Below are 22,726 nucleotides of genomic sequence, written 5' to 3'. Positions count from 1 at the left end.
CGGCCGACCGCAGACAAAAAAGACCCCGCTTAAATAGCGGGGTCTTTTTTCGCACGGCTGATCAGCCGTGCTGTTTTTCCACCCACTTGCCATAGGCGTCGATAAACGCCTGCAAAAACGGCTTGGTCTTTTCCGAGACCTTGCCCGACTCATCGAACACGCTGCCCGCACCGCCCAGATAGGCTTCCGGCTGCTGCATGCACGGCACATCGAGAAACACCAGCGACTGGCGCAAATGGTGATTGGCCCCAAAACCGCCGATGGCTCCGGGAGACACACTGATCACCGCACCCGGCTTGCCGCTGAAGACACTCTGGCCATAAGGGCGCGAACCGACGTCAATCGCATTCTTCAATACACCCGGCACGGAGCGGTTGTATTCGGGGGTCACAAACAGCACCGCGTCGGATGAACGCACGTGTTGACGGAAAGTACTGTAGGCTGCCGGCGGTGCAGCACCGTCGATGTCCTCGTTGTAGAGCGGCAAATCGCCAATTTCGACAATGTTCAACTTGAGGTTGGCGGGCGCCAACTCGGCCAGTGCCAGGGCGACCTTGCGGTTGATCGACTCTTTTCTCAAGCTGCCGACCAGTACGGCAATCGTGTAGACCTTGCTCATTGGGGTTTCCCGGTTTCTGACTTAAGGAGCTTGTAGTTATAGAGCCTGCGCGACGCTATCACCAGCGCGTTTTTGCAATCCCCAGGGACGTTTACACCGCAGATGGATTTGTAAGTAATGTCTGAAAAAGTCAACGAATAGTATTTTTTTTCAATAGGTAAACTACCCCGCTCTCCTACGGTCTACAGAACCGCAAATCGAGTGTTTATCTCCAGAGGTTCTAAACAGATGGCAGCAGTACTTGTCGGACAGTTCCATGCCAGAGACGCGGAAGGTCGCGTTTATTCGGTGCATGAGTTCCAGGAATCCAACCCGCCCCTCGACGGCCTGGCTGGCTCGGCGCCCACCACCACCTACAAGCTGGCCATTGGCGACCGCGTAGAAAAACTGGATGGCGATGAGTTCAGGCTGATTCAGTCGGGCACTATCATCACCCGCGAATCGGCAACGATCCACGCTTCATAAGACGTTATTCCCCATAGGCGATATCAACATTATCGCCGACGCCTCCCAGTGTCCGGTCCTTGCCGAACGAGAACAGATCAAAGTTGGTTTTGGCCTGGCTGGGAGGATAGTGGTACTGATAGGCCACGCCCCAAGGGTCCGTCAGCATGTCCTGATCCTTGAGATAGGGGCCCCGCCACTTCCCTTCTCCCGCTGGCTGAACCGTCAACACCGCCAGCCCCTCGTCGTCGGTAGGATAACGCCCTACATCCTGATGAAACTGCTCGACTGCCTTGCCCAGCTCTTTCAACTGGACCTTGGCCGTGGCGATTTCCGACTGAGTCACGTCGCCGAAGATCCGCGGCCCCACCGCAACCGCCAACACGCCGACCACCAGCACCACCACCAGCAGGTCCCACAACGAAAACCCGCGCGTGTCTGTTTTACCGAGCATCGATAAGGCTCCCCCGTGGATCCTCTGGTTGATACGCCCTTTGTATGACCTGCTGGTTGCAGGCGCCAAGGGACTTGATCGTGCAAGTCTAGTTGGGGCGCTGCCGTGGCGGGTCTTTTTTCCACGCCCGGGCCTGAGCCATTGAATCCACGTCGCGCTGAACATAGACTCCGGCCATGCGTTTACGTCATATCGAAGTCATTCAAGCGATTTTACAGACCGGACACCTCGGCACCGCCGCCGAATGGTTGCAACTGCCCGTGGCCGATGTGGACGCAACCCTCAAGGATGCCGAGCTGCAGTTGGGCTTCATGCTGTTCGCCAGTGTGCGCGGACGCTTGCAGGCCACCCGGGAAACCCTTGAGCTGCAGGCCGAAATCGCCCACCTCTATGCAGCCCTTGAGCCGGTGCAACGCCTGGCCAGCAGCCTTAAGCACCACCATGCTCCGCCCTTGCGCGCACTGTGCACCCCGCCGCTGGCCAATCAACTGCTGCCCCAGGCGATCGCCGTGCTGCGCCGACGTTTCCAAGACATGCCGTGCAACCTCTCCAGCCATTCCACCCGGGACATCGTCAAAAGCCTGCTGCTGCACGAAGCCGACCTCGGCCTGAGCCTGCACGACCCGGAACACCCGCAAATCCACAGCCAACCGCTGGCCCACGGCAAGCTGCAATTGCTCGCGCCCCATGGCTGGCTGAAGCCGCGGCAGAAATACATTGCGCTACAGGAGTTGGCCGGGCAGTCGATGATCGGCCTTGAAGGCCAGGACCCGCTGAGCCGCCTGCTGGACAGCAAGCTGCAAGCCCTGCGCCCGCTGCCGGTGGTGCAAACGCGGGTGCAGACGTATCAGATGATGCGCAGCATGGTAGAAGCCGGGGAAGGCCTGGCGATTGTCGACCCGTTCACCGCCAGCGGAGCACGGGAAGCCGGGCTGGATGCGTGCCCATTGTCACCGCCGATTGTGGTGACCTTGTATGCGTTGACCCTGAAGGGTAGCGAGCCATCGCCCGCCTTGAATGCGCTGCTGGAGATTGTCACCGAGAAGGCTGAAAACCTGCTGACAAGCACATTGCCGTGAATGTGGGAGCTGTCGGGCCTTGGCGAGGCTGCGAAGGCGGCGGCACAGTCGATAAAGAGGTTGCCTGACACACCGCCATCGCGGCCTCGCTGGGGCTCGACGGCTCCCACAGTCGATCGGTGCAGCTCAGACTGCTTCCAATTCTGTCTTAAACAACCGATACCAGAAAATCGCCACTTCGCGCGTCTGCGGATCAATCCCGCGATAGCGCAGGTGGTCGATCCCGCCCATCACATACCCGCAGCGCTCATACAGCCGGCAGGCACCAAGGTTGTTGTTCTGGGTCTCCAGCATCATCCCCGGCAGGTTCTTCTTGCGGCTCCAGAACTGCGCCACGTCCAGCAACGCCTTGGCCACCCCGTGGCGCCGCGCGGGCAAGACCACCGCCAGTTCATCCACGTGGGCAAAGCCGTTCCAGTTGGTGCTGACCACGATATGCCCCACGGGCCGGTCATCGAGGTAGGCCATGAACACCGCACTGTCGGCCGCGTCACGGAAGCTGGCGAACTCCTCGGGGTCGATGCCGTAGCATTTGCGGTACGGCACGATACGCTCCACCGCCCACTGGTCTACGCGCTTGCCCATTTCCGGCTTGCCGTAGGCGTTGACTTCAAAGCTGAAGTCGTTCCCCCACACGTAGGCGTCAAATCCTTCGTCAGCCACCCGGACACTGAGGCCCGGGTACTTCGGGTTCATTACAGCTTGCATAAACATCCTTAACCCTTGATGCAGTCGACGGTGTAACAACGACCACTGCCGTCATCTTCGTGTTGCAGTCCATGAACATCGGCAACAAAGCCGGGAAAACTGCTATCGAACGTCCTGGCAAACGCCAGGTAATCAATGATCGAGCGAGTCGATTCGGTAAAGCGCTCACCCGGCATGATCAACGGAATGCCCGGCGGGTAAGGCACCAGCATGACCGCTGCGACCCGACCTGGCAAAGCGTCGATGGACACCGCCTCGACTTCGCCCTTGACCAACAGGTCATAGGCGTCGGCCGGTTTCATCGCGATTTCCGGCAGTACCGTGTACATCCGCTTCAGGTGCTTGGCCGTGGCATTGCTGCGGTAACAGCTGTGCAACTGGTCGCACAGATCCTTCAAACCCAATCCCTGATACCGCGCCGGGCCCTGCTGAAACACCGATGGCAAACAGACAGCAAGGCTCACGTTGGCGTCATAACTGCGCTTGAATTCCAGCAGTTCGGTGAGCAGGGTACTCCACTTGCCTTTGGTGATGCCCATGGAAAACAGCACGAGGAACGAATACAGCCCGGTCTTTTCCACCACCAGCCCACGTTCCCAGAGGAATTTACTGACCACCGCAGCGGGAATTCCGCACTCGCTCAAAGCCCCGCCGGCATTCAGGCCAGGCATCACCAGGGTGACTTTTATCGGGTCCAGCAGCACGTAGTCTTCGGCGATATCGCCAAAGCCATGCCAGTCGGCCTGGGGTTGCAGCAGCCAGTCTGCGGTCACCACCCGGTCAATGCCCGCCACCAGCGGCGGCTGCCAGATGGAAAACCACCAGTCTTCAGCGGCGATGTGCTGGCGCAGGTTGGCCAGGGCACGTCGGAAGCTCAGGGCTTCGTCAAACATCTCCTGCAGCAACGAGCGCCCCGCCGGCCCTTCCATCATTGCGGACGCCACATCCAGGGAGGCGATGATGCTGTACTGCGGCGAGGTGGAAATATGCATCATGAACGCTTCGTTGAAGCGGTCGCGGTCCAGCTTGCGCACGCCGCCATCCTGCACATGGATCATCGACGCCTGGCTGAACGCCGCCAGCAGCTTGTGGGTGGAGTGCGTGGTGAACACCAGCGGGCTGTCGGCCGTGCGCGAGGTGCCCATGCCGTAGCGCCCGGCAAAGAACTCATGAAACGCCGCGTAGGCGTACCAGGCTTCGTCGAAGTGCAGCACCTCGACGCTGTTGCCCAGTTGCTGCTTGATCAGTTCGGCGTTGTAGCACAGGCCGTCATAGGTGGAGTTGGTGACCACCGCCAGCTTGACCCTGGCCGGTCGGCCTCGGGTCAGCGGGCTGGCGTCGATCTTGGCGCGGATCGACTCGGGGCTGAACTCGCTCAGGGGAATCGGCCCGATGATCCCCAGTTCATTGCGCTCCGGGCACAGATACAGCGGGATGGCGCCGGTCATGATGATCGAATGCAACACCGACTTGTGACAGTTGCGGTCCACCAGCACCAGGTCATCTCGGCCCACCATCGAGTGCCAGACGATCTTGTTGGCGGTGGAGGTGCCATTGATCACGAAGTAGGTGTGATCGGCACCGAAGTTGCGCGCTGCCCGCGCCTCGGCTTCGGCCAACGGGCCGGTGTGGTCCAGCAGCGAGCCGAGCTCCGGCACCGACACCGACAAGTCCGAACGCAGGGTATTTTCCCCGAAGAACTGATGAAACGCCTGCCCCACCGGGCTTTTGCGATAGGCCACGCCGCCGCCATGACCGGGGGTGTGCCAGGAATAATTGGAATCCGCCGTGTGCTGCACCAGGGCCTTGAAGAATGGCGGCAACAGGCCATCCAGGTAGGCGCGGGCCGCACGGGCCACTTGCCGGGCAAGAAACGGCACGGTGTCTTCAAACAGATAAAGAATGCCCCGCAACTGGTTCAGCTCGCTCATGGCATCGGCCGGGGCGTTTTCCAGGGTGACCTGCTCACCGAGGGCGAAGATCGGCAGGTTTGGCGCCCGCACCCGCGCCAGGCGGATCAGCTCCACCATGTTTTGCATCAGATGGGTATTTTCCCCGGCCCCCTCGGCGGCAATCAGCATGCAGGCCAGGCCGTGATGGGTCGAAGCCACCAGGCGACCCTCGGCGTAGTCCACCGCCGAAAAGATACTGAAGCCCTCCTGCTCAAGCTCCCGGGCGATGCCCCGGACGCGGTCGCCGGCAACGGTGTCGGCCTTGATGTCGCGGTGTACGATCAGAACCGGGAACTTAAGGTCTTTGTACATGAGCGCTTGGCGTCCTGAGGGCTATGCCTTCAGGGTAGAAGCTCGGAGCGGATGTGGCGAATGAAGATGTTCAACCGGTGTTCATAAAGCGCCGTCGATGACCTCGCGCAACACCAGCGCCGCTTCCACTGCTTGCTGGCGAGTCGCCAGGTTGGTGAAGCCCATCAACAGACCTTGCTGACCGCCGGGCTCGATGCTCCAGCCCGACACGGCCTGTATCCCCAGCCCGGCACGTGCGGCGGCCGCAGCGACGGCCTGATCGCAGACGTCCACCCGCAGCCGCGCCAGCAGGTTGATCCCGCCGGACTGCTCATCCACCTGCAAAAGCGCCCCGCAATGACTGGCCAGTGCCTCCACCAGAAAGCCGCGCCGCGCGGTGTAGAGCTGGCGCATTTTTTTCAGGTGACGGGTGAAATGGCCCTGGTCGAGAAAGTCCGCCGTGGTGGCTTGCAGCAATTCGGCGCTGCGGTTTTGCAGCACGCCGGCGCTGGCCTCAAAGGCCGGGAGCAGCGCCCGAGGCACCACCAGATAACCCAGGCGCAGCCCCGGGAAGAGCATCTTGCTGAAACTGCCGGAGTAGATCACCCGATCGGCCGTGTCCTGGCTCTTGAGCGCGGCCAGGGGCTGGCCCTTGTAGCGAAACTCACTGTCGTAGTCGTCTTCCACCACCCAGCCGCCGTGGGCCTGTGCCCAATCGAGCAAGCGATGGCGCCGCGCAGTACCGAGGGCCACCCCCAGCGGGCTCTGGTGGGCCGGGGTGACAATCGCCAGCCGGGCGCCGGGCGCACGCCGTATGCCCTCCTCCACATCAAGCCCGTCGTGGTCCACCGGCACCGGGACCAACTGCACCCCCAAGTGCAGCAGCAGTTGCCGCGCATGCAGGTAGCCCGGGTCTTCGAACCAGCATGGCTGGCCGGCCATCTGCAGCGCATCACACACCAGCGCGAGGCACGCCGAGTAACCGGCACACACGAACACCTGCTCCGGCGAACACTCCACGCCCCGGTACAGCGCCAGGTATTGCGCGATCGCCACACGCAGCGAGCGGGCGCCACGCACATCGCCCATGGCCAGGCTGTTCACATCGACTCGGCGCACTTGCCGGGTGACCAGCCGCGCCCACAGCTTGCGCGGAAAGCTGTCGAGCGCCGGCAAGCCCAACTGCAACAGGCGCGGGGCCGACGCCGGCGCCACGGGTTCGGGTTCAACCGGCAACGACTTGATCGAGCGCTGCGGCAACGCCTCGGCCACCACTGTTCCTGCCTGGCCCCGCGCCAGGAAGAACCCTTCGCTCACCAGCAACTGGTAGGCCGTCTCCACCGTGCCCCGGGCCACCTTCAGTTCCTGGGCCAGGCTGCGCACCGACGGCACCCGCTCACCGGGGCGCAGTTGGCCCTGGTCGATGGCCTGGCGAAAGCGCCGGTAGATCTCCTGGTATTTGGGCAGTGACGACATCGTTATCCGGCTCACAGTGAATCAGCCCTGAAGTCTGATCTTGTCCCAACCCGCTTGTCCATTCTTGGCCCTATTGAGCCGGCGACCCGGCCGCCACACTGACGGCATCACTTCACGAAACAAGGAGCACCCTATGCAACACCGTCTCGACTACGCCCTGGCGGCGCCCGTCGGCTACAAGGCCCTTGGCTCGGTGCACAGCTACATCCACGGCTGCGGCCTGGAGAAGGAATTGATTGACCTGGTGTACCTGCGGGTCTCGCAACTCAACGGCTGCGCCTACTGCCTGGACTCACATTCGCGCGACCTGCTCAAACAGGGCGTGAGCCTGGAAAAGCTGATGCTGCTGGCCGCCTGGCGCGAAGCGTTGCCGTTGTTCAGCCCGCGTGAACGCGCCGCGTTAGCTTGGGCCGAGTCGGTCACCCAGGTCGCACACACCGAGGTGCCGGACGAACACTATGCCGAGGCCAAGGCCCTCTTCGATGACAAGGAAATTGCCGACCTGACCCTGGCTATCGCCCTGATGAACGCCCTGAACCGCGTCGCCATCAGCTTTCGCAAAGTCCCTGCCGCCGTAAAAGCGCACATGGAGCACGGCAACCATGAATGACTCTGTTGAGTTTGTGCACATCGAAAGCGACGCCGACTGCCTGGCCTGCTTTGCCGTCATGCAGCAACTGCGGCCAAAGCTCGAAGACCCACACGCCTTCGTCCAGCAGATCCAGCGCCAGCGCGAAACCGGCTACCGCCTGCTGGCCGCCCGGGAAAACGGCCAGGTGCTGGGCCTGGCCGGTTATCGCCTGACGGAAAACCTGCTGTATGGGCGCTTTATCTACGTCGATGATCTGGTGGTGGACGCCTCCCTGCAACGCCGACGCCTGGGTGCGCGCCTGCTGGACGAGGTACGCCAGCACACCCGCCGCCTGGGCTATCGCTACCTGGTGCTGGACACCGGCATGCACATGGCCCTGGCCCAACGCTTCTATTTTCGCCAGGGCCTGCTGCCACTGGGGATGCACTTTTCACAGGACCTCGGCCAATGACCCGCGCCCTGCTACTGAGCTTCAGCCCCCACGGCAAGGCCGCCCAGACCTTCCGCCTGGCCCGCGCCCTGCTCCGCGAACAGGCACCCGAGGCCGAAGTGGTCGAACGCGACTACGGCGGCCAGGGCTTGCCGGCGCTGACTCGGGAATACGCCAACGCCCTGACCACGCCCGGCGGCCTGAGCGGCCCGGCAACCGAGCGCTCCGAGCAACTGATTGTCGAGCTGGAAGCCTGTGACCTGTTGATCATCTGCACCCCCGTGCACAATTTCACGGTGCCGGCGGCCCTCAAGTGCTGGATCGACCATGTGGTGCGCATCCACCGCAGTTTCACGGTGAATCCGCAGTTTGAGAAAGTCGGCTTGCTCAAGGACCGGCGCACCTTTGTACTGGTCAGCTCCGGCAGTTCGCGAAAAAACCGCGAGCCCGACTTCCTCACGCCCTACCTGCAGGCGATCCTTGGAACCGTGGGCATTCACGCGGTGGATTTCGTCTATCTGGGGGCCATGGTGCGTGGCGCAGCCGCCGTGCAGCGCAGCCTGGAACAGGCCTACACGCAGTTGGCCGAGGCATTTGACCGGCAAGCGGGCGCCCGGGCGGCAATCAGCGCTGGCGCGTAAAATTAATGGCGCTAGAATCAGCGCCATTTCTACGCCCGCCTCCCTGATACGAGCCACCCATGAGCTTTGATTTCGACACGATCCACTCCCGCCTCGGCACCGGCAGCACCAAGTGGAGTCGTTACCCGCAAGACGTTCTGCCGATGTGGATTGCCGACATGGACATCGCCGCACCACCGGCTGTGCTTCAGGCGCTGCACCAGCGCCTCGGTCAACAGATCCTCGGCTACAGCGTGGCCTGCGATGGCGTGCGCGAGGCGATCGTCGCCGATCTGTGGGCCAAGTACGCCTGGCGCGTACAGCCGGATGAGTTGCTGTTCCTGCCGGGGGTCGAGCCTGGTTTCAACATGGCGCTGCACGCATTTGTGCAGCCCGGCCAACCGGTGGTGTTGCAAACCCCCAACTATCGCCCGATCCGCCTGGCGCCCGGCCACTGGAACCTGCCGAAGATCGAAGTGCCATTTGAGCTGAGCGCCGAAGGCGAGTACCTCACGCCGTTGCCGGCAATGCGTGAAGCCCTCACCGGCGCCGGGGCGCTGCTGTTGAGCAACCCGCACAACCCGATGGGCAAGGTCTTCCCCCGTGAGGAACTGCTGGCCGTGGCCAGCGCCTGCCTGGACCAGGGTGCGCTGATCGTCTCCGATGAGATCCACGCCGAGCTGTGCTTTGACGGCCGCCGGCATATTCCCACCGCCAGCCTCAGCCCCGAGATTGCCCAACGCACCATCACCCTGATGTCGGCGAGCAAGGCGTATAACGTCGCCGGGTTGAAGACCTGCTTCGCGGTGATCCAGAATCCCGAGATCCGCGAGCGCTTCAACCAAGCCCGCTGCGGCATGGTCGACAGCGTCAGCCCCCTGGGCCTGGAAGCCACGCGTGCGGCCTACAGCGACTGCGGCGACTGGCTGCAGGCGCTGGTGGCCTACCTGCAAGCCAACCGCGATTACCTGCTGAACGCCGTGCAAACCCGCCTGCCCGGCGTGGTCATGCATGCGCCCCAAGGCACCTACCTGGCCTGGCTGGATTGCAGCGCCCTGGGCCTGGACGACCCGCAACGGTTCTTCCTCGAACAGGCCAGGGTCGGCTTGAGCGCCGGGATTGAATTCGGCGATGACAGCCAGCAATTCGTGCGCCTGAACTTCGGCTGCCCACGGGCCATGCTGGAAGAAGGCATCGCCCGCCTGGAACGCAGCCTGCGTCACCGTTAAGGCGCAATTCACAACTTTTCGCAACGACCGCCGAACCCCTGCTGTTACTGTTTTTGCCGATTCGTCCCACCGGTAACAGCAGGAGTTCCATGGCATGACGACCCAGCCGCTCAACCGCTCGACCGACCCCAAAGCCCTTCCTCTCACACCGCCCAAGTCCGGCGCGGCGTTCCACGTGCTGCTCAAGAACAGCGCCAACAACAAGAAGGTGGAGGCCGGCGACAAAACCGCGCAAGGGCTCGCTGCCAGCAAGGAACAAGGCTATGAACTGGCCGCCAAGGACGCCGCACCGCCCACCACCCTGGGGGACTACAAGGCCATCGGCCCGGCGGACGAAGTCGGCCCCGGCCTGATCCGCTATGAAACCCAGGACGGCAAGAAAGTCATCGTCAGCGAAAAAGACAGCCCCGAGCTGTTCAAGCAAGTCAGCGCCGACTTCAAGGCACTCTCCGGCGTCAACGCCAGCGAAGCCGCCGGCTACCAGCGCCTGGGCGGCGACGCCACGGCCCCGGAAAAGCTCGGCGACTACAAATCCCTCGGTCCGCCCGACGAAACCGGCCCCGGCGTGATTCGCTACGAGACCCAGGACGGCAACAAGTTCGTCATCAGCCAGCGCGACAACCCGGAGGCCTTCCAGAAAGCCAAGGAAGCCTATGAAAGCTTCACCGGCCTGGGCAGCAGCGAAGACGCCGGCTACAAGCGCGCCAGCGACAACGAAGTGTGGCCGCCCTACGCCGGCACCACCGTCGGCCCCAAGGATGAAGTCGGCCCCGGCCTGATCCGCTTTGAAAGCAATGGCCAGAAAATGGTCGTGGCCCGCGACGACAACCCCAAGCTGTTCGACTACCTGGCAGGCTTGCACGAGGTCTACACCAACCCCGACAAAAAGGCCGCCGTGGAGTCCGCGCTCAACGACGGCTCGACCCTGGCAGACGCCAATACCAAGGCGCCGGAGCTGAACGACTACAAGGGCTTCGGCTGGATCGAAGGCCAGCAAGGCAATGTGCTGACCTATGAAACCCACGACGGCACCAAGGTCGTCGTATCGGCCGACGTCAGCCCGGAACTGTTCAAGAGCGTGGCCACCGCCCAGGACACCTGGAGCAAGATCCACTCCAGTGAAGACGCCGGCTACAAGCTGGCCGGGCCGAATGACTTCCTGAAGAACACCGAGATCACCTTCGGTTCCCCCGACGAGCTGGGGGACGGCCTGATCCGCTATGAAACCAGCGAAGGCAAGGTCATCGTCTCCAAGGAGCTCAGCCCGCAGCTCTACGACGAAGTGGTGGCGAAATGGGAAGCCTGGAGCGCCGGCACCGTCGACGAGACCCGCGCCAAGTACAACCTGCCGAGCAACGATGAGCTCGACGTGCTCAACCTCGACACCGGCGTGCATGCCGACAAGGACGACGACAAGTCGCCGACCCAGAGCGTCAGCGAACTGGCCACCACCGAACTGATCGACACCTACCGCGCCGGCGTCAAGGACGGCTCGATTCCCAAGGACGACCCACGGGCCAAACTAGTCCGCGCCCTGGAAGCCCAGGCCGCCTACCAGAACGGCCATGGCATCACCGGCTACGAAGAATCCAAGCGCCCGTTCAACACCACCTGGCGCGAGTTCGATGACAAGCAGACCGAGCTCACTTCCGCCGACATGCACGACATCATCGACGGCAAGGCGGTGCAGGAGCAGATCGGCGAGTTGTTCAAGGACCCGACGGTGCAGGCCGACTACAAGACCAAGATGGACGACGCCATCAGTCACCTGCCCAACAAGGACGAGATCAAGCAGAAGCTTCTCGACCTGACCAGCAACCCCGACTATGTGCTGTACCTCAAGGACCTGCAAAAACAGGGCAAGAGCCACGAAGCCCAGCAGGATCTGAGCAACACCCTGACCTCGCTGTCGCTATTCGACCCGGAAGCCGCCACCAAGGCCGCGCAGAATATCCAGGCCGATGGCCTCACCACCGACCTCAACGAGATTCTCTCGGACCCGAGCAAGATCTCCGACGACAACAAGGAGCTGGCCACCAAGGACCTGTTCGGCCTGCTCAAGGGCGTGCTCAAGGGCAACCTGCTGGACCTGCCGCGCCGAAGCCAGGAAGTGCTGGAGAAATTCCTCAACGAAGGCCTGGAGGGCAAGGAGAAATCCTCGGCCGTGACCAAGGCCCTGGAAGAGCTCGGCGACGTCTACAAGAACAGCGGCACCATCAGCGAAGCCGACGTGAAAACCGCCCTGAGCAAACCGTATATCCCGGTGGCGGATCGCGGCATGCTCGGCGAGGTGTTCAACACCCTCAACAGCAAAGGCATCCTCGGTTCGATGGGCGCCGGCGTCAGCCTGTTCTCGGGGATTTACCAACTGGTGGGCAAAGGCGGCAAGCTCGGCGAAACCCCGGCCCAACGCATGACCATCGCCAAGGACTTCCTGAGTTTTGCCGGCGGCGCCAGCCACTTCGTCAAGCTCGGTGACAAGATCGGCGAAGCCCTGGGCAAGGGCGGCCTGGTGGACTTCCTCGGCCTGGACAAGACCCTGCCGGAAATCTGGGGCAAGGAAGGGGCGGCCGGCAAAGTCATCGACTTCAGCAAGCCCACCGAAATCGACTCAAAGGTCAGCAAGGAAATCGCTGCGGCCCTGGACGCGGTTCCCGACAGCCAGTACGACGGCGTGGCCAAGCTGTTTGGCGAGGGCGACAAGGCGGTAACCGAAGCTACCGAAGGCCTCGCCACTCACCTGGATGACGGCCTCAAGGCAGCCGGTGCGGCCAAGCTTGGCGCCTCCCAATCGGCGAAGATCGCCGGTTCCGTGATCAAGGTGTTGGGCCCGGCGACGGACATTGCCGGTGGTTTTGCCGACATTGTGCTCGGCGCCCTGGCGATCAAAAGCGGCGTGGACAGCAAAGACCCGTTGGCTCAGGCCGCAGGTGGCTTGCAAGTGGCGGGCGGTGCGTTCGGCGCGTCGGCCGGGGTATTGGGTGCGGCGGCGCTGTTTGGCGCGGGCACGGCGGCGGCGCTGACCGGGCCGCTGTTCCTGGTGGGCGTGGTGTTGGCGGTGGTGGGCGGAATCATCGGCTACTTCGTCGACCACAATAAAAAACAGAAGGCTACCGAGAAGGAAAACGACTGGTACCGCGACCTGGCCGGCGACGGTTTGCTGCAGGACAACTGGGCGGATAAGGTCGAATACGCCCACTACGAGATACACCACTACCACGGCCGCGACACGCCGACCGATGACAGCCTGTTCCGCTTCCAGCAATCGGAGTGGGAGCATTTCGACTCGACACCCCAAAGCGGCGGCTCGTCGAGCAACCGGCTGGATGGAGATTTGCACAAGGACTACAAGGACCCGAGTGAAACGCCCAAGGCACTGCCGGATGCGTCGGATGAGAAGCCTGGGTCCCGGCCATCGGGAGGCGGGCCTCGGCTCAACTAAGCCTCCAACGGCTGTATGCAAAACAAAATGTGGGAGCGGGCTTGCTCGCGAAAGCGGTGGATCAGTCATTGTAGATGTCGACTGTCACACCGCATTCGCGAGCAAGCCCGCTCCCACATTTGGATTGGGTTCACAACTGGATTGCAGTCACAGCTTGGCGATCGACACTTCAGTCGACTTCACAAAGGCAATCACTTCACTGCCCACCTTCAATTCCAAGTCACGCACCGAGCGTGTGGTAATCACCGACGTCACGATCCCCGACGCGGTTTGCACGTCGATCTCGGACACCACTTCGCCGATCAGGATTTCCTTGATCACGCCTTTGAACTGGTTGCGCACGTTGATCGCTTTAATGGTCATGTCGGCTTTCCTTTGGTCTGTTGGGTCAATCCGCACGAATGCGCAGGCACTCAAAGTGCCCTATTCGTGAAACCAACAAAAGGAATATATAACTCTTTATTTATTCCATAAAAACATATGCAAGCTGTTGCACAGCCAACAGTGATTCAACAAAGTGCCCGCCTCCCCACTCCCAACCACTCCCCCACGTAGCAGCTGTCGAGCCCAAGCGAGGCTGCGTCAGCGGTCTGTCTGACACACCGCAAACGCAGTCTCGCTGAGGCTCGACAGCTGCTACGCCAGGGCGTTGCCCTGCCCTGCAAAGACGCTGGCACAGAGACTGCATATTCCTATAACGCATGATGGAACATGCCATATGAATTTTCTGAATATAAGAAAAGCCTTCTCTTTTCCCGCCTTGTCCGGAGCTGTTCCATGAAACCCTTCTTCAATACCCTGTTGGGCGCCTGCGCCCTCGCCCTAAGCCTGCAACCCCTGGCCCATGCAGCGGAAACCGACCCTGCGCAAGTCAACCTGGACTACGCCTACTACTCCCCGGTGAGCCTGGTGCTCAAGCACTTCGGCTGGCTTGAAGAAGCGCTGCCGCAAACCAAGGTCGGCTGGGTGTTGAGCCAGGGCAGCAACCGTTCCCTGGAATACCTCAACAGCGGCGGCGTCGACTTCGCCTCGTCCGCCAGCCTGTCGGCGGTGCTCAGCCGGGCCAATGGCAGCCCGATCAAGTCGGTGTATGTGTACAGCCGCGCCGAGTGGACTGCACTGGTGGTGCGCAAGGACTCGACGTTCAAGAGCGTCAGCGACCTCAAGGGCAAGAAAATCGCCGCCACCAAAGGCACCGACCCGTACCTGTTCACCCTGCGCAGCCTGCAGAAAGCCGGCCTGAGCAAGGACGACGTGGAGTTGGTGCACCTGCAGCACCCCGACGGCCGTACCGCCCTGGAGAAAGGTGATGTGGATGCCTGGGCCGGTCTCGACCCGCACATGGCCGCCAGCGAAATCCAGGCGGGTTCGCGCCTGCTGTACCGCAACAAGGACTTCAACAGCTACGGCGTGGTCAGCGTGACCGACAAATACGCCAAGGAGCACCCACAGACCGTCGCCAAGGTGCTCGGCGCCTATGAAAAAGCCCGCAACTGGGCGGTGAAACACCCCGACGAATTCGCCAAGCTGCTGGCCGACGAATCCGGCCTGCCCCTGGACGTGGCCAAGCTGCAATTGTCGCGTACCGACTTGAGCAGCCCATTGCTCACTGCCCAGGACGTGGTGTCGTCCAAGGCGGCCGCGCCGATCCTGGTGTCGGAAGAACTGGTGCGCCGTGGGGTGAATGTGGATCAGGTGATCGACCAGTTGATCGACCCAAGCTTTGGCCAGGCTTTGCCTCGTCCATAAGGGGAGCGTCATGAGCAGCAAAAGCGAAACCCTGCCCGTCGCACTCGCGCCAACGCTCACCGTGCAGCGCAGCGCCTGGCCGCGGCGGCTCAAGGGCCTGGCGTTGCCGGTGTTGATCCTGGTGATCCTTGAAGTGGTGGTGCGCATCGGCTGGCTGCCGTCCTACCAGATGCCGGCGCCCAGCGAGATCGCCGTGACCCTCACCGACCTCGCCGAAGGCGCGCTGTGGAAACACATCAGCGCCAGCCTGTTGCGGGTGCTGCTGGGGTTCACCATCGGCGCCGGCCTGGCCCTGGTGTTTGCCGCCTGGGTCGGCTTGAGCCGCGAGGCCGAGGCGTACCTGGAACCAACCTTCGCCGGCCTGCGCTCGATCCCGAGCCTGGCCTGGGTGCCGCTGTTGCTGCTGTGGCTGGGCATTGATGAGACCTCGAAGATCGTGCTGATTGCCATCGGCGCGTTCTTCCCGGTGTACCTCAATGGCGTCGCGGCCATTCGCGACATCGACCGCAAGCTGGTGGAAGTCGGGCAGATGTATGGCTTCAGCCGCACGCGCCTGGTGCGTCGCATCCTGTTGCCTGCCGCCCTGCCCGGCCTGTTCACCGGCTTGCGCAGCGGCCTGAGCCTGGCGTGGATGTTCCTGGTGGCGGCCGAGTTGATCGCCGCGACCAGGGGCCTGGGTTACCTGCTCAGCGATGGCCGGGAAACCTCACGGCCCGACATTGTGCTGGCGGCGATCATCGTGCTGGCGCTGCTGGGCAAGATCAGCGACGGCCTGTTGGCGGCCCTGGAAAAACGCTGCCTGGCCTGGCGCGATACCTTCAACGGCCAAGGCCCGGAGAATTGAGCATGAGTGAAGCGCTACTGGACATTCGCGTCGAGCGGAAAAACTTCGGCGCGACGACGGTGCTGACCAACGTCCATTTGGCCTTGCAGCCGCGGGAAGCCGTCAGTTTGCTGGGCCCCAGTGGCTGCGGCAAAAGCACCTTGCTGCGGATCGTCGCCGGGCTGGAAAAGGACTATCAGGGGGAACTGCTGCAAGGTGGTGGTGAGGTCGCGTTTGTGTTCCAGGAGCCACGGCTGATGCCGTGGCTGACGGTGGAGCAAAACATTGGTTTCAGCGATGACGATGGCTATGACAAGGCCTGGGTCGCGCAGTTGATCGATGAGGTGGGGCTTACGGGTTTTGGCCAGGCGTTGCCCAAGGCGTTGTCTGGCGGGATGGCGCAACGGGTGGCGATTGCTCGCGGGCTGTATTCACGGCCGCAGGTGCTGTTGCTGGACGAACCGTTCAGCGCAGTGGATGCGTTTACCCGCATGAAGCTGCAGGATTTGCTGCTGCAATTGGCTGAGCATCATGGGATCGCCTTGCTGCTGGTGACTCACGATGTGGACGAGGCGTTGTATCTGAGTGACCGGGTGTTGGTGATGGATAACCGGCCCAGCAGCATTCGCCAGGAGCTGGCGGTGGAGCTGGTGCATCCGCGGGATCGGCGGGATCCGCTGTTGGCGCGGCTCAAGGCACTGGCGCTGACTGAGTTGCAGCGGGCGCATGTGATCTGAAAGGCACGTGTTGAGGCCGCCCAAAATCAAGAGCTAAAGCGGGCACGGTTCAAATGTGGGAGCGGGCTTGCTCGCGAAGGTCGTCAACGATGACGCGGGCATCCTGATTCAACGCGGCGCTCTCAGGTTCTTCGCGAGCAAGCCCGCTCCCACAAGGATCGCATCAAGCAGCCGATTTACGCGGCGTCAACGTCACCCAATACTGCGTACGGGACTGCACTTGCAGCGGCATCGTCGACGCCAGCAACGCAAGAATTCGATTGGTATCAGCCAACTGAAAACTCCCAGTGACCCGCAGCGCTTCAAGGCTCGGGTCCCAGCGCAGCACACCCGGCCGATACCGCTCCAGCTCCCGCAAAAAATCACCCAAGAGCTGGTTCTGCGCAGTCAGCACACCGTCGCGCCAACCCAATTGCAACGCATCAAACCCCACCGCAGCGCCCATCCCCGACGCCTGCAACCGTGCCTGCTGCCCCCCCTGCAATGTCGCCACTTGCCCACGCAGGTCCTGCACCTGCACCGCGCCCTTCAACACCGACACCAAACACCCGGAAGACAACTGCCGCACACACACTTCAGCCTGGCTGACGATCACCTGGCCATAACGCGTCTGCACCGTCAGCGCACCAGCCCCCGGCACCGTCAACGCCATTTCCCCTTCCACCAGCGTCACACGGCGCCGGGCCGTATCCACGTCCACCGCGCTCGCGGTATTCAGTTGCAGGCTGCTGCCATCCAACAGCGGCACTCGCTTGCGTTCGCCAGTGGCGGTGTGCAGGTCGGCGCGCCACACGTCGATAGGCAATTGCCGGCTGAGCAACCACGCGGTTGGCAACAACGCGGCGACGCCCAAGGCACGCTTGAGTACTGCACGCCGTCCCGGTTGCGGACGATCAAGGCTGGCCATGGCCAACGCTGGCGGCAAGTCGGTAAACCGTTGGCGCAGCGATTGGGCTTTTTGCCAGATCTGCTCATGCTGGGGATGGCTGTCACGCCACTGCTGCAGGCGGGCGTGATCTCGTTCGGTGGCGCTGCCGGACTCCAGCAACGCCAGCCATTGCGCCGCCGCCCGGGCGAGATCCGGCGCAGTACGGCTCACAGTTCCACCAGCAGGCAATGCTCGTAAGCCTGGGCCATGTAGCGCTTGACCGTACGCTCGGACACCTTGAGCCGCTCGGCAATCTCCCGATAGGCGAGTCCTTCCAGCTGGCTCCAGAGAAACGCGCGGCGCACTACCGCCGGCAAACCGTCGAGCAATTCATCCAGGGCTTGCAGGGTTTCCAGCAGCAACCAGCGTTGCTCCGGTGACGGCACGCAAGCCTCCGGCAACTGCATCAACGCATTGAGATACGCCTGTTCCAGACTGCGCCGCTGGTGAAAATTCACCAGCAAGCGCTTGCCCACCGTTACCAGATAGGCCCGGGGCTCCTGCAATTGCTCAATCGGCTGCGTGCTGGCCAGCACCCGCAGGAACGTGTCCTGGCTCAGGTCGGCCGCATCCCAGGCGTTGCCCAAGCGGCGCCGCAGCCAGCTTTCGAGCCAGCTGCGGTGGTCGCGGTACAACGTGTGAAGGCTGGGTTCAGCGAGGTGCGTCGGCACTACAGCATCATTCATGGCAAGTAACCTGCGCGGCGCGAGTCAGTCTCAAATGAGATTCATTCTATTTAATAACCCGCCGGCATACCACGTTCTTTTGCACACGATGTTTAAAGCATTGCGGCCTTTTGCCTGAGCATGTCGATAAACAACCCCAACTCGCGGCTCACCGGGTCGCCCTTGCGCAGCAGCATCCCGAACGGTGCCAGTTGCACCTCCAGCACCACCGGCAAGGCCACCACGAGGCCCATTTTCAAGTAATCCCGCAGGGCGCTTTCCGAGAGCACCATGATCGCGTCGGTGAGTTGAATCAGTTGCTGCATGGAATACACCGAACTGCACTCGATAATGTCCGCCGGCTGCGGCAAGGCCAGGTGTTGCAATGCTTCATCAAAACCAATGCGCGCCGGGCTGGTTTGCGGTTGCAGGATCCACGGCCAGTCACTGACCAGTTCCGCCAGCGGCAGATGCTCGCGCTGGGCCAGGGGGTGGCCGGCGTGCACCACCACCAGCATGCGTTCGTTGCCCAGGGGCTCAAAGGTGTAATGCTCACTGTCGGTGGCGGCGTTGCGCCGGGCGATGGCCAGGTCGATGCGGCCTTGCTCCAGCAACTGGATCACCTGGTCGCTGGTATCGCCCATGATGCGAATGCGCATCTGCGGGTTGAGGGTTTTGATCTGCGCAATGGAGTCCATCACAAGGTCCGGCGCCGCGCCCATGATGGTGCCGATCGACAAATACCCGTAGCCGCCCTGCTGGCGCATCATCAGTTCCTCGGCGCAGCGGTCGAGGCCACTCAGCGCCGACTCGGCAAAGCGGATCAATTCCTTGCCCAGTGCCGTCGGGCGCATGCCCCGGGGCAGGCGCTCGAACAGGTCACAGGCAAACATATCCTCGATCTCGCGCAACATGCGCGTCGCCGCCGGCTGCGACATGTTCAGGCTTTGGGACGCACGGTGCAGGTTCTGGCTGGAACTCAAGGCCACCAGCATATGCAGATGCTTGTAGCGCAGTCGGTTGAACAGGCTGCGGGAGATTGCGGGACTACTCATTTTTTTCCTTGTTATCGATACCCTGAGGTTATCAGTTGTAAGCGAGATTCGATTTGTAGCGTATAGATGGAGCGCCGTACAGTCCTTCCCATAAGAACAAAACAACTGGACTGAACAATGAAGACCCTGCCTGCGTCCTTGCTCGCCAAGATTTCCTGGCGGCTGCTGCCCTTTCTGCTGTTGATGTACATCATGGCCTTCCTCGACCGCGCCAACGTCGGGTTCGCCAAGCAAGCCTTCCAGGCCGACACCGGCCTCAGTGATGCCGCCTTCGCCTTTGGCGCCGGGGTGTTTTTTGTCGGCTATGCGCTGCTGGAAGTGCCGAGCAACCTGATCATGCATCGCGTCGGTGCCCGCCTGTGGATGTGCCGGATCATGGTCAGTTGGGGCCTGGTGTCCGCCGCCATGATGTTTGCCCATAACGAAACCAGCTTCTACCTGTTGCGCTTCCTGCTGGGCGTGGCCGAAGCCGGATTTTTCCCCGGGGTGATTCTCTACCTCACCTACTGGTTCCCCTCTGCCGTGCGCGGCAAGGCCATGGGTTTCTTTTACTTTGGCGCGCCCCTGGCCTTCATCTTCGGCAGCCCGCTCTCGGGCCTGTTGTTGGAGCTGGACGGGTTCTCTGGGCTGCACGGCTGGCAATGGCTGTTCGCGGTGGAAGGCCTGATGGCCACCGCGGTTGGCATCTGGGCCTACTGGTACCTGGACAACCGCCCCGCCGATGCCAAATGGCTGAGCGTTGCAGAGCGCCGCCAGATCCAGGACCTGCTCGACCGCGAAGACCAGCACAAAACCTCTCACGGCCGTAGCCTGCTCACTGTGCTGTGCCAGCCCAGCGTGCTGTACCTGTGCCTGGTGTACCTACTGATCCAGGCCAGCGTTTACGGCGTGGTGTTCTACTTGCCAACCCAGGTCGGTGGGCTGCTGGGGACCAGGGTCGGCTTGATGGTGGGCCTGGTCTCGGCGATTCCCTGGGTCTGCGCGCTGTTCGCCGCGTGGTGGATTCCCGGCTACTCCGACCGCACCGGTGAACGCCGCAAAGCCGCGTCCCTGACCCTGTTGATGGCCGCCGCAGGGATCGCCTGCTCGGTGACCTTTGCCAACCCGCTGCTGGGCATGCTCGCCCTGTGCTTTGCCGCCTCGGGCTTTATCGCCGTGCAACCGGTGTTCTGGACCTTCCCGTCCAGCTACCTGGCCGGCAGCGCAGCGGCCGCCAGCATCGCCCTGATCAACTCCTTCGGCGCCCTCGGCGGTTTTATCGCCCCGGTGCTGAAGAACTGGGCAGAAACCGCCTTTCACTCCCCTGCGGCCGGCCTTTACCTGCTGTCCGCCACCACTGTAGTCGCAGCCTTGCTGGTACTCGGTATCCATTCCCCAGGCCATAAAGCGACGAACACGCCGGCCACTGTTTAATCAAGGAGTCACACCATGGGCAATCTCACAATCAAGCACGTGCGCGCCTTTGTGCTGCGCGGCGGCGGCGCGGACTACCACGACCAGGCAGACGGCCACTGGATCGACGATCACATCAGCACCCCCATGAGCAAATACCCCGAGTACCGCCAGAGTCGCCGCAGTTTCGGGATCAACGTACTCGGCACGCTCGTAGTGGAAATCGAGGCCAGCAACGGCACCGTCGGGTTCGCCGTGACCACCGGTGGCGAGCCCGCCGCCTATATCGTCGAGAAGCACCTGGCGCGCTTCCTGGAAGGCGCCCGCGTCACCGATATCGAAAAAATCTGGGACCAGATGTACCAGTCCACCCTGTACTACGGCCGCAAGGGCCTGGTGATCAACACGATCTCCGGTGTCGACCTGGCGCTGTGGGACCTGCTCGGCAAAATCCGCCAGGAGCCGGTGCACCAGTTGCTCGGCGGCGCGGTGCGTGACGAATTGCAGTTCTACGCCACCGGCGCCCGCCCGGACCTCGCACAGAAGATGGGCTTTATCGGCGGCAAGATGCCCTTGCACTACAGCCCATCGGAAGGCGAAGAAGGCCTGCGCAAAAACCTCGAGGAACTGGCCACCATGCGCGAGCGGGTCGGCCCGGACTTCTGGCTGATGCTCGACTGCTGGATGAGCCTGGACCTGAACTACGCCACCAAACTGGCGATCGGCGCCCATGAATACGGCCTGAAATGGATTGAAGAAGCGCTGTCGCCCGACGACTACTGGGGCTATGCCGCGCTGCGCAACAACGTGCCCAAAGGCATGTTGGTTACCACCGGCGAACACGAAGCCACCCGCTGGGGCTTTCGCATGCTGTTGGAGATGGGGTGCTGCGACATTATCCAGCCAGATGTGGGCTGGTGCGGCGGCCTCACCGAGCTGGTGAAAATCTCCGCCTTGGCCGATGCCCACAATGCGTTGGTGGTGCCCCACGGCTCGTCGGTCTACAGCTACCACTTTGTTGCGACCCGCCATAACAGCCCGTTCGCCGAGTTCCTGATGATGGCGCCCAAGGCAGACGAAGTGGTGCCGATGTTCCACCCGCAACTGCTCGGTGAACCCGTGCCGGTGAATGGCCGCATGCGCCTGTCGGTGCTCGACAAACCCGGGTTTGGCGTGGACCTCAACCCCGATTGCCAATTGCATCGCCCGTACAACCGCTGAGGACTCCTGCCATGAACATGCCCCACAACGCTTTCAAGGCCGCGCTGCGTAAAGACGCCGCGCAATACGGGATCTGGGCCGGCTTCGCCACCGCCTATGCCGCCGAGATCGTCGCCAGCACCGGTTATGACTGGATGCTGATTGACGGCGAACACGCCCCCAACACCGTGCCCAGCGTGCTCAACCAGCTCCAGGCCGTGGCTCCCTACACCACCGCCCCGGTGGTACGCGCGGTAAGCAGCGACGCCAACCTGATCAAGCAACTGCTGGACGTCGGCGCCCAGACGCTGATGATCCCGATGGTCGAAACCGCCGAGCAAGCCCAGGCCCTGGTGCGGGCCATGCGTTACCCGCCCCACGGTATTCGTGGCGTTGGTGGCGGCTTGACCCGCGCCACCCGCTGGGACGGCGTGTCGGATTACCTCAACACCGCCCATGAACAGCTGTGCCTGATCGTGCAGGTGGAGTCGCGTCTGGGCGTTGAAAACGTCGCGGCGATTGCGGCGGTGGAAGGCGTGGACGCGGTGTTTATCGGCCCCGCCGATCTGTCCATCGGCCTCGGTCACGCCGGCAATCCCGGGCACCCCGAGGTACAGGAGCGCATCCAGTACGCGGTCAATGCCACGCTGGCGGCCGGCAAGGCCTGCGGCATTCTCGCGCCCAACGAAGACGACGCCCGCCGCTATCAAGCCTGGGGCTGCCAGTTCATTGCGGTGGCCATCGACATCAGCCTGCTGCGCCAGGGTGCCATGTCGACCCTGGCCCGCTATCGCCCCGCCGCCGACGCCAAGGCGCCGTCACGTACTTACTGAGGAGCCAA

At 62.5% G+C, this 22,726-nt stretch carries 22 protein-coding genes; 13 read left to right on the top strand and 9 right to left on the bottom strand.

The features are described 5' to 3' along the window. Window positions 1-61: 61 nt before the first annotated feature. The gene (locus HX817_RS06305) at window positions 62-619 is read right to left on the bottom strand and encodes an NADPH-dependent FMN reductase (protein ID WP_008431334.1); all 558 of its coding nucleotides are present in this window, start codon (window positions 617-619) and stop codon (window positions 62-64) included. 228 nt (window positions 620-847) lie between these two features. Between HX817_RS06305 and HX817_RS06300 the strand changes: the two genes are divergently transcribed. Then, the gene (locus HX817_RS06300) at window positions 848-1,084 is read left to right on the top strand and encodes a hypothetical protein (RefSeq protein WP_003209248.1); all 237 of its coding nucleotides are present in this window, start codon (window positions 848-850) and stop codon (window positions 1,082-1,084) included. A gap of 4 nt (window positions 1,085-1,088) precedes the next feature. Here the strand turns inward: HX817_RS06300 and gspG are convergent, their stop codons facing one another. Further along, window positions 1,089-1,517 (bottom strand): type II secretion system major pseudopilin GspG, encoded by a 429-nt coding sequence (gspG, locus tag HX817_RS06295; protein ID WP_102369043.1) that lies wholly within the window; start codon window positions 1,515-1,517, stop codon window positions 1,089-1,091. Window positions 1,518-1,693: 176 nt separating this feature from the next. Between gspG and HX817_RS06290 the strand changes: the two genes are divergently transcribed. Then, window positions 1,694-2,596 (top strand): LysR substrate-binding domain-containing protein, encoded by a 903-nt coding sequence (locus tag HX817_RS06290; RefSeq protein WP_177039976.1) that lies wholly within the window; start codon window positions 1,694-1,696, stop codon window positions 2,594-2,596. A gap of 126 nt (window positions 2,597-2,722) precedes the next feature. Here HX817_RS06290 and HX817_RS06285 read toward each other — a convergent pair whose 3' ends face one another. From HX817_RS06285 to HX817_RS06275, 3 genes are all read right to left on the bottom strand, one after another. Beyond that, on the bottom strand, window positions 2,723-3,292 hold the full coding sequence (locus HX817_RS06285; protein ID WP_003217028.1) for a GNAT family N-acetyltransferase: 570 nt from the start codon (window positions 3,290-3,292) through the stop codon (window positions 2,723-2,725). A gap of 20 nt (window positions 3,293-3,312) precedes the next feature. Next, window positions 3,313-5,568, bottom strand: coding sequence for an arginine/lysine/ornithine decarboxylase (locus HX817_RS06280; protein ID WP_087693840.1), 2,256 nt, complete (start codon window positions 5,566-5,568; stop codon window positions 3,313-3,315). Between the two features lie 81 nt (window positions 5,569-5,649). Beyond that, on the bottom strand, window positions 5,650-7,023 hold the full coding sequence (locus HX817_RS06275; RefSeq protein ID WP_177039975.1) for a PLP-dependent aminotransferase family protein: 1,374 nt from the start codon (window positions 7,021-7,023) through the stop codon (window positions 5,650-5,652). Between the two features lie 133 nt (window positions 7,024-7,156). On the opposite strand from HX817_RS06275, the gene HX817_RS06270 reads away from it, so the two are divergent. From HX817_RS06270 to HX817_RS06250, 5 genes are all read left to right on the top strand, one after another. Further along, window positions 7,157-7,633, top strand: coding sequence for a carboxymuconolactone decarboxylase family protein (locus HX817_RS06270; protein WP_177039974.1), 477 nt, complete (start codon window positions 7,157-7,159; stop codon window positions 7,631-7,633). Beyond that, the gene (locus tag HX817_RS06265) at window positions 7,626-8,066 is read left to right on the top strand and encodes a GNAT family N-acetyltransferase (RefSeq protein WP_003217019.1); all 441 of its coding nucleotides are present in this window, start codon (window positions 7,626-7,628) and stop codon (window positions 8,064-8,066) included. Before HX817_RS06270 ends, HX817_RS06265 begins: the two co-directional genes overlap by 8 nt. Beyond that, window positions 8,063-8,686, top strand: coding sequence for an FMN-dependent NADH-azoreductase (locus tag HX817_RS06260; RefSeq protein ID WP_177039973.1), 624 nt, complete (start codon window positions 8,063-8,065; stop codon window positions 8,684-8,686). The genes HX817_RS06265 and HX817_RS06260 overlap by 4 nt, the downstream gene beginning before the upstream one ends. A 59-nt stretch (window positions 8,687-8,745) precedes the next feature. Continuing rightward, the gene (locus HX817_RS06255; protein WP_102605241.1) at window positions 8,746-9,894 is read left to right on the top strand and encodes a MalY/PatB family protein; all 1,149 of its coding nucleotides are present in this window, start codon (window positions 8,746-8,748) and stop codon (window positions 9,892-9,894) included. Window positions 9,895-9,988: 94 nt separating this feature from the next. Next, window positions 9,989-13,336 (top strand): hypothetical protein, encoded by a 3,348-nt coding sequence (locus tag HX817_RS06250; protein ID WP_134326606.1) that lies wholly within the window; start codon window positions 9,989-9,991, stop codon window positions 13,334-13,336. Between the two features lie 147 nt (window positions 13,337-13,483). Here HX817_RS06250 and HX817_RS06245 read toward each other — a convergent pair whose 3' ends face one another. Further along, window positions 13,484-13,699 (bottom strand): molybdopterin-binding protein, encoded by a 216-nt coding sequence (locus tag HX817_RS06245; RefSeq protein WP_003217010.1) that lies wholly within the window; start codon window positions 13,697-13,699, stop codon window positions 13,484-13,486. A 414-nt stretch (window positions 13,700-14,113) separates the two neighbouring features. Between HX817_RS06245 and HX817_RS06240 the strand changes: the two genes are divergently transcribed. From HX817_RS06240 to HX817_RS06230, 3 genes are read left to right on the top strand one after another with little or no spacing between them, the layout of a single operon-like run. Beyond that, complete coding sequence (locus tag HX817_RS06240) at window positions 14,114-15,085, top strand: aliphatic sulfonate ABC transporter substrate-binding protein (RefSeq protein ID WP_177039972.1); 972 nt, start codon at window positions 14,114-14,116, stop codon at window positions 15,083-15,085. A 10-nt stretch (window positions 15,086-15,095) separates the two neighbouring features. Further along, window positions 15,096-15,929 carry an ABC transporter permease gene (locus HX817_RS06235; protein ID WP_177039971.1) on the top strand — a complete coding sequence of 278 codons (834 nt, stop codon included), beginning with the start codon at window positions 15,096-15,098 and terminating at the stop codon, window positions 15,927-15,929. A gap of 2 nt (window positions 15,930-15,931) precedes the next feature. Next, window positions 15,932-16,645: an ABC transporter ATP-binding protein gene (locus HX817_RS06230; RefSeq protein ID WP_008431321.1), complete on the top strand. Its 714-nt coding sequence runs from the start codon at window positions 15,932-15,934 to the stop codon at window positions 16,643-16,645. A 163-nt stretch (window positions 16,646-16,808) separates the two neighbouring features. On the opposite strand, the gene HX817_RS06225 is transcribed toward HX817_RS06230, so the two are convergent. From HX817_RS06225 to HX817_RS06215, 3 genes are all read right to left on the bottom strand, one after another. After that, window positions 16,809-17,744: a FecR domain-containing protein gene (locus HX817_RS06225; RefSeq protein WP_177039970.1), complete on the bottom strand. Its 936-nt coding sequence runs from the start codon at window positions 17,742-17,744 to the stop codon at window positions 16,809-16,811. Beyond that, window positions 17,741-18,259: a sigma-70 family RNA polymerase sigma factor gene (locus HX817_RS06220; protein ID WP_177039969.1), complete on the bottom strand. Its 519-nt coding sequence runs from the start codon at window positions 18,257-18,259 to the stop codon at window positions 17,741-17,743. The genes HX817_RS06225 and HX817_RS06220 overlap by 4 nt, the downstream gene beginning before the upstream one ends. Before the next feature lie 92 nt (window positions 18,260-18,351). Next, a complete protein-coding gene (locus tag HX817_RS06215) occupies window positions 18,352-19,293 on the bottom strand; it encodes a LysR family transcriptional regulator (protein WP_087693849.1) in 942 nt (313 codons plus the stop codon). Window positions 19,294-19,410: 117 nt separating this feature from the next. On the opposite strand from HX817_RS06215, the gene HX817_RS06210 reads away from it, so the two are divergent. Genes HX817_RS06210 through HX817_RS06200 form a run of 3 tightly spaced genes read left to right on the top strand, consistent with a single transcriptional unit; the run spans window position 19,411 to window position 22,718 of the window. Then, window positions 19,411-20,706: an MFS transporter gene (locus HX817_RS06210; protein WP_102605247.1), complete on the top strand. Its 1,296-nt coding sequence runs from the start codon at window positions 19,411-19,413 to the stop codon at window positions 20,704-20,706. 15 nt (window positions 20,707-20,721) lie between these two features. After that, window positions 20,722-21,906 (top strand): L-rhamnonate dehydratase, encoded by a 1,185-nt coding sequence (gene rhmD, locus HX817_RS06205; RefSeq protein WP_008431312.1) that lies wholly within the window; start codon window positions 20,722-20,724, stop codon window positions 21,904-21,906. A gap of 11 nt (window positions 21,907-21,917) precedes the next feature. Beyond that, window positions 21,918-22,718: an HpcH/HpaI aldolase/citrate lyase family protein gene (locus HX817_RS06200; RefSeq protein ID WP_177039968.1), complete on the top strand. Its 801-nt coding sequence runs from the start codon at window positions 21,918-21,920 to the stop codon at window positions 22,716-22,718. Window positions 22,719-22,726 lie beyond the last annotated feature (8 nt).

Origin of the sequence: Pseudomonas sp. C6002, assembly GCF_013385805.1 — a bacterium.
GTDB lineage: Bacteria > Pseudomonadota > Gammaproteobacteria > Pseudomonadales > Pseudomonadaceae > Aquipseudomonas.
Note: the sequence above shows the minus strand (reverse complement) of the source record. Positions and strands in the feature narration are given on the sequence as shown.

Excerpts from the sequence above, each read along its gene's own strand:
- HX817_RS06305 (WP_008431334.1), bottom strand. The coding sequence starts at position 619 with ATGAGCAAGGTCTACACGATTGCCGTACTGGTCGGCAGCTTGAGAAAA.
- HX817_RS06300 (WP_003209248.1), top strand. The coding sequence starts at position 848 with ATGGCAGCAGTACTTGTCGGACAGTTCCATGCCAGAGACGCGGAAGGT.
- gspG (WP_102369043.1), bottom strand. The coding sequence starts at position 1,517 with ATGCTCGGTAAAACAGACACGCGCGGGTTTTCGTTGTGGGACCTGCTG.
- HX817_RS06290 (WP_177039976.1), top strand. The coding sequence starts at position 1,694 with ATGCGTTTACGTCATATCGAAGTCATTCAAGCGATTTTACAGACCGGA.
- HX817_RS06285 (WP_003217028.1), bottom strand. The coding sequence starts at position 3,292 with ATGAACCCGAAGTACCCGGGCCTCAGTGTCCGGGTGGCTGACGAAGGA.
- HX817_RS06280 (WP_087693840.1), bottom strand. The coding sequence starts at position 5,568 with ATGTACAAAGACCTTAAGTTCCCGGTTCTGATCGTACACCGCGACATC.
- HX817_RS06275 (WP_177039975.1), bottom strand. The coding sequence starts at position 7,023 with ATGTCGTCACTGCCCAAATACCAGGAGATCTACCGGCGCTTTCGCCAG.
- HX817_RS06270 (WP_177039974.1), top strand. The coding sequence starts at position 7,157 with ATGCAACACCGTCTCGACTACGCCCTGGCGGCGCCCGTCGGCTACAAG.
- HX817_RS06265 (WP_003217019.1), top strand. The coding sequence starts at position 7,626 with ATGAATGACTCTGTTGAGTTTGTGCACATCGAAAGCGACGCCGACTGC.
- HX817_RS06260 (WP_177039973.1), top strand. The coding sequence starts at position 8,063 with ATGACCCGCGCCCTGCTACTGAGCTTCAGCCCCCACGGCAAGGCCGCC.
- HX817_RS06255 (WP_102605241.1), top strand. The coding sequence starts at position 8,746 with ATGAGCTTTGATTTCGACACGATCCACTCCCGCCTCGGCACCGGCAGC.
- HX817_RS06250 (WP_134326606.1), top strand. The coding sequence starts at position 9,989 with ATGACGACCCAGCCGCTCAACCGCTCGACCGACCCCAAAGCCCTTCCT.
- HX817_RS06245 (WP_003217010.1), bottom strand. The coding sequence starts at position 13,699 with ATGACCATTAAAGCGATCAACGTGCGCAACCAGTTCAAAGGCGTGATC.
- HX817_RS06240 (WP_177039972.1), top strand. The coding sequence starts at position 14,114 with ATGAAACCCTTCTTCAATACCCTGTTGGGCGCCTGCGCCCTCGCCCTA.
- HX817_RS06235 (WP_177039971.1), top strand. The coding sequence starts at position 15,096 with ATGAGCAGCAAAAGCGAAACCCTGCCCGTCGCACTCGCGCCAACGCTC.
- HX817_RS06230 (WP_008431321.1), top strand. The coding sequence starts at position 15,932 with ATGAGTGAAGCGCTACTGGACATTCGCGTCGAGCGGAAAAACTTCGGC.
- HX817_RS06220 (WP_177039969.1), bottom strand. The coding sequence starts at position 18,259 with ATGAATGATGCTGTAGTGCCGACGCACCTCGCTGAACCCAGCCTTCAC.
- HX817_RS06215 (WP_087693849.1), bottom strand. The coding sequence starts at position 19,293 with ATGAGTAGTCCCGCAATCTCCCGCAGCCTGTTCAACCGACTGCGCTAC.
- HX817_RS06210 (WP_102605247.1), top strand. The coding sequence starts at position 19,411 with ATGAAGACCCTGCCTGCGTCCTTGCTCGCCAAGATTTCCTGGCGGCTG.
- rhmD (WP_008431312.1), top strand. The coding sequence starts at position 20,722 with ATGGGCAATCTCACAATCAAGCACGTGCGCGCCTTTGTGCTGCGCGGC.
- HX817_RS06200 (WP_177039968.1), top strand. The coding sequence starts at position 21,918 with ATGAACATGCCCCACAACGCTTTCAAGGCCGCGCTGCGTAAAGACGCC.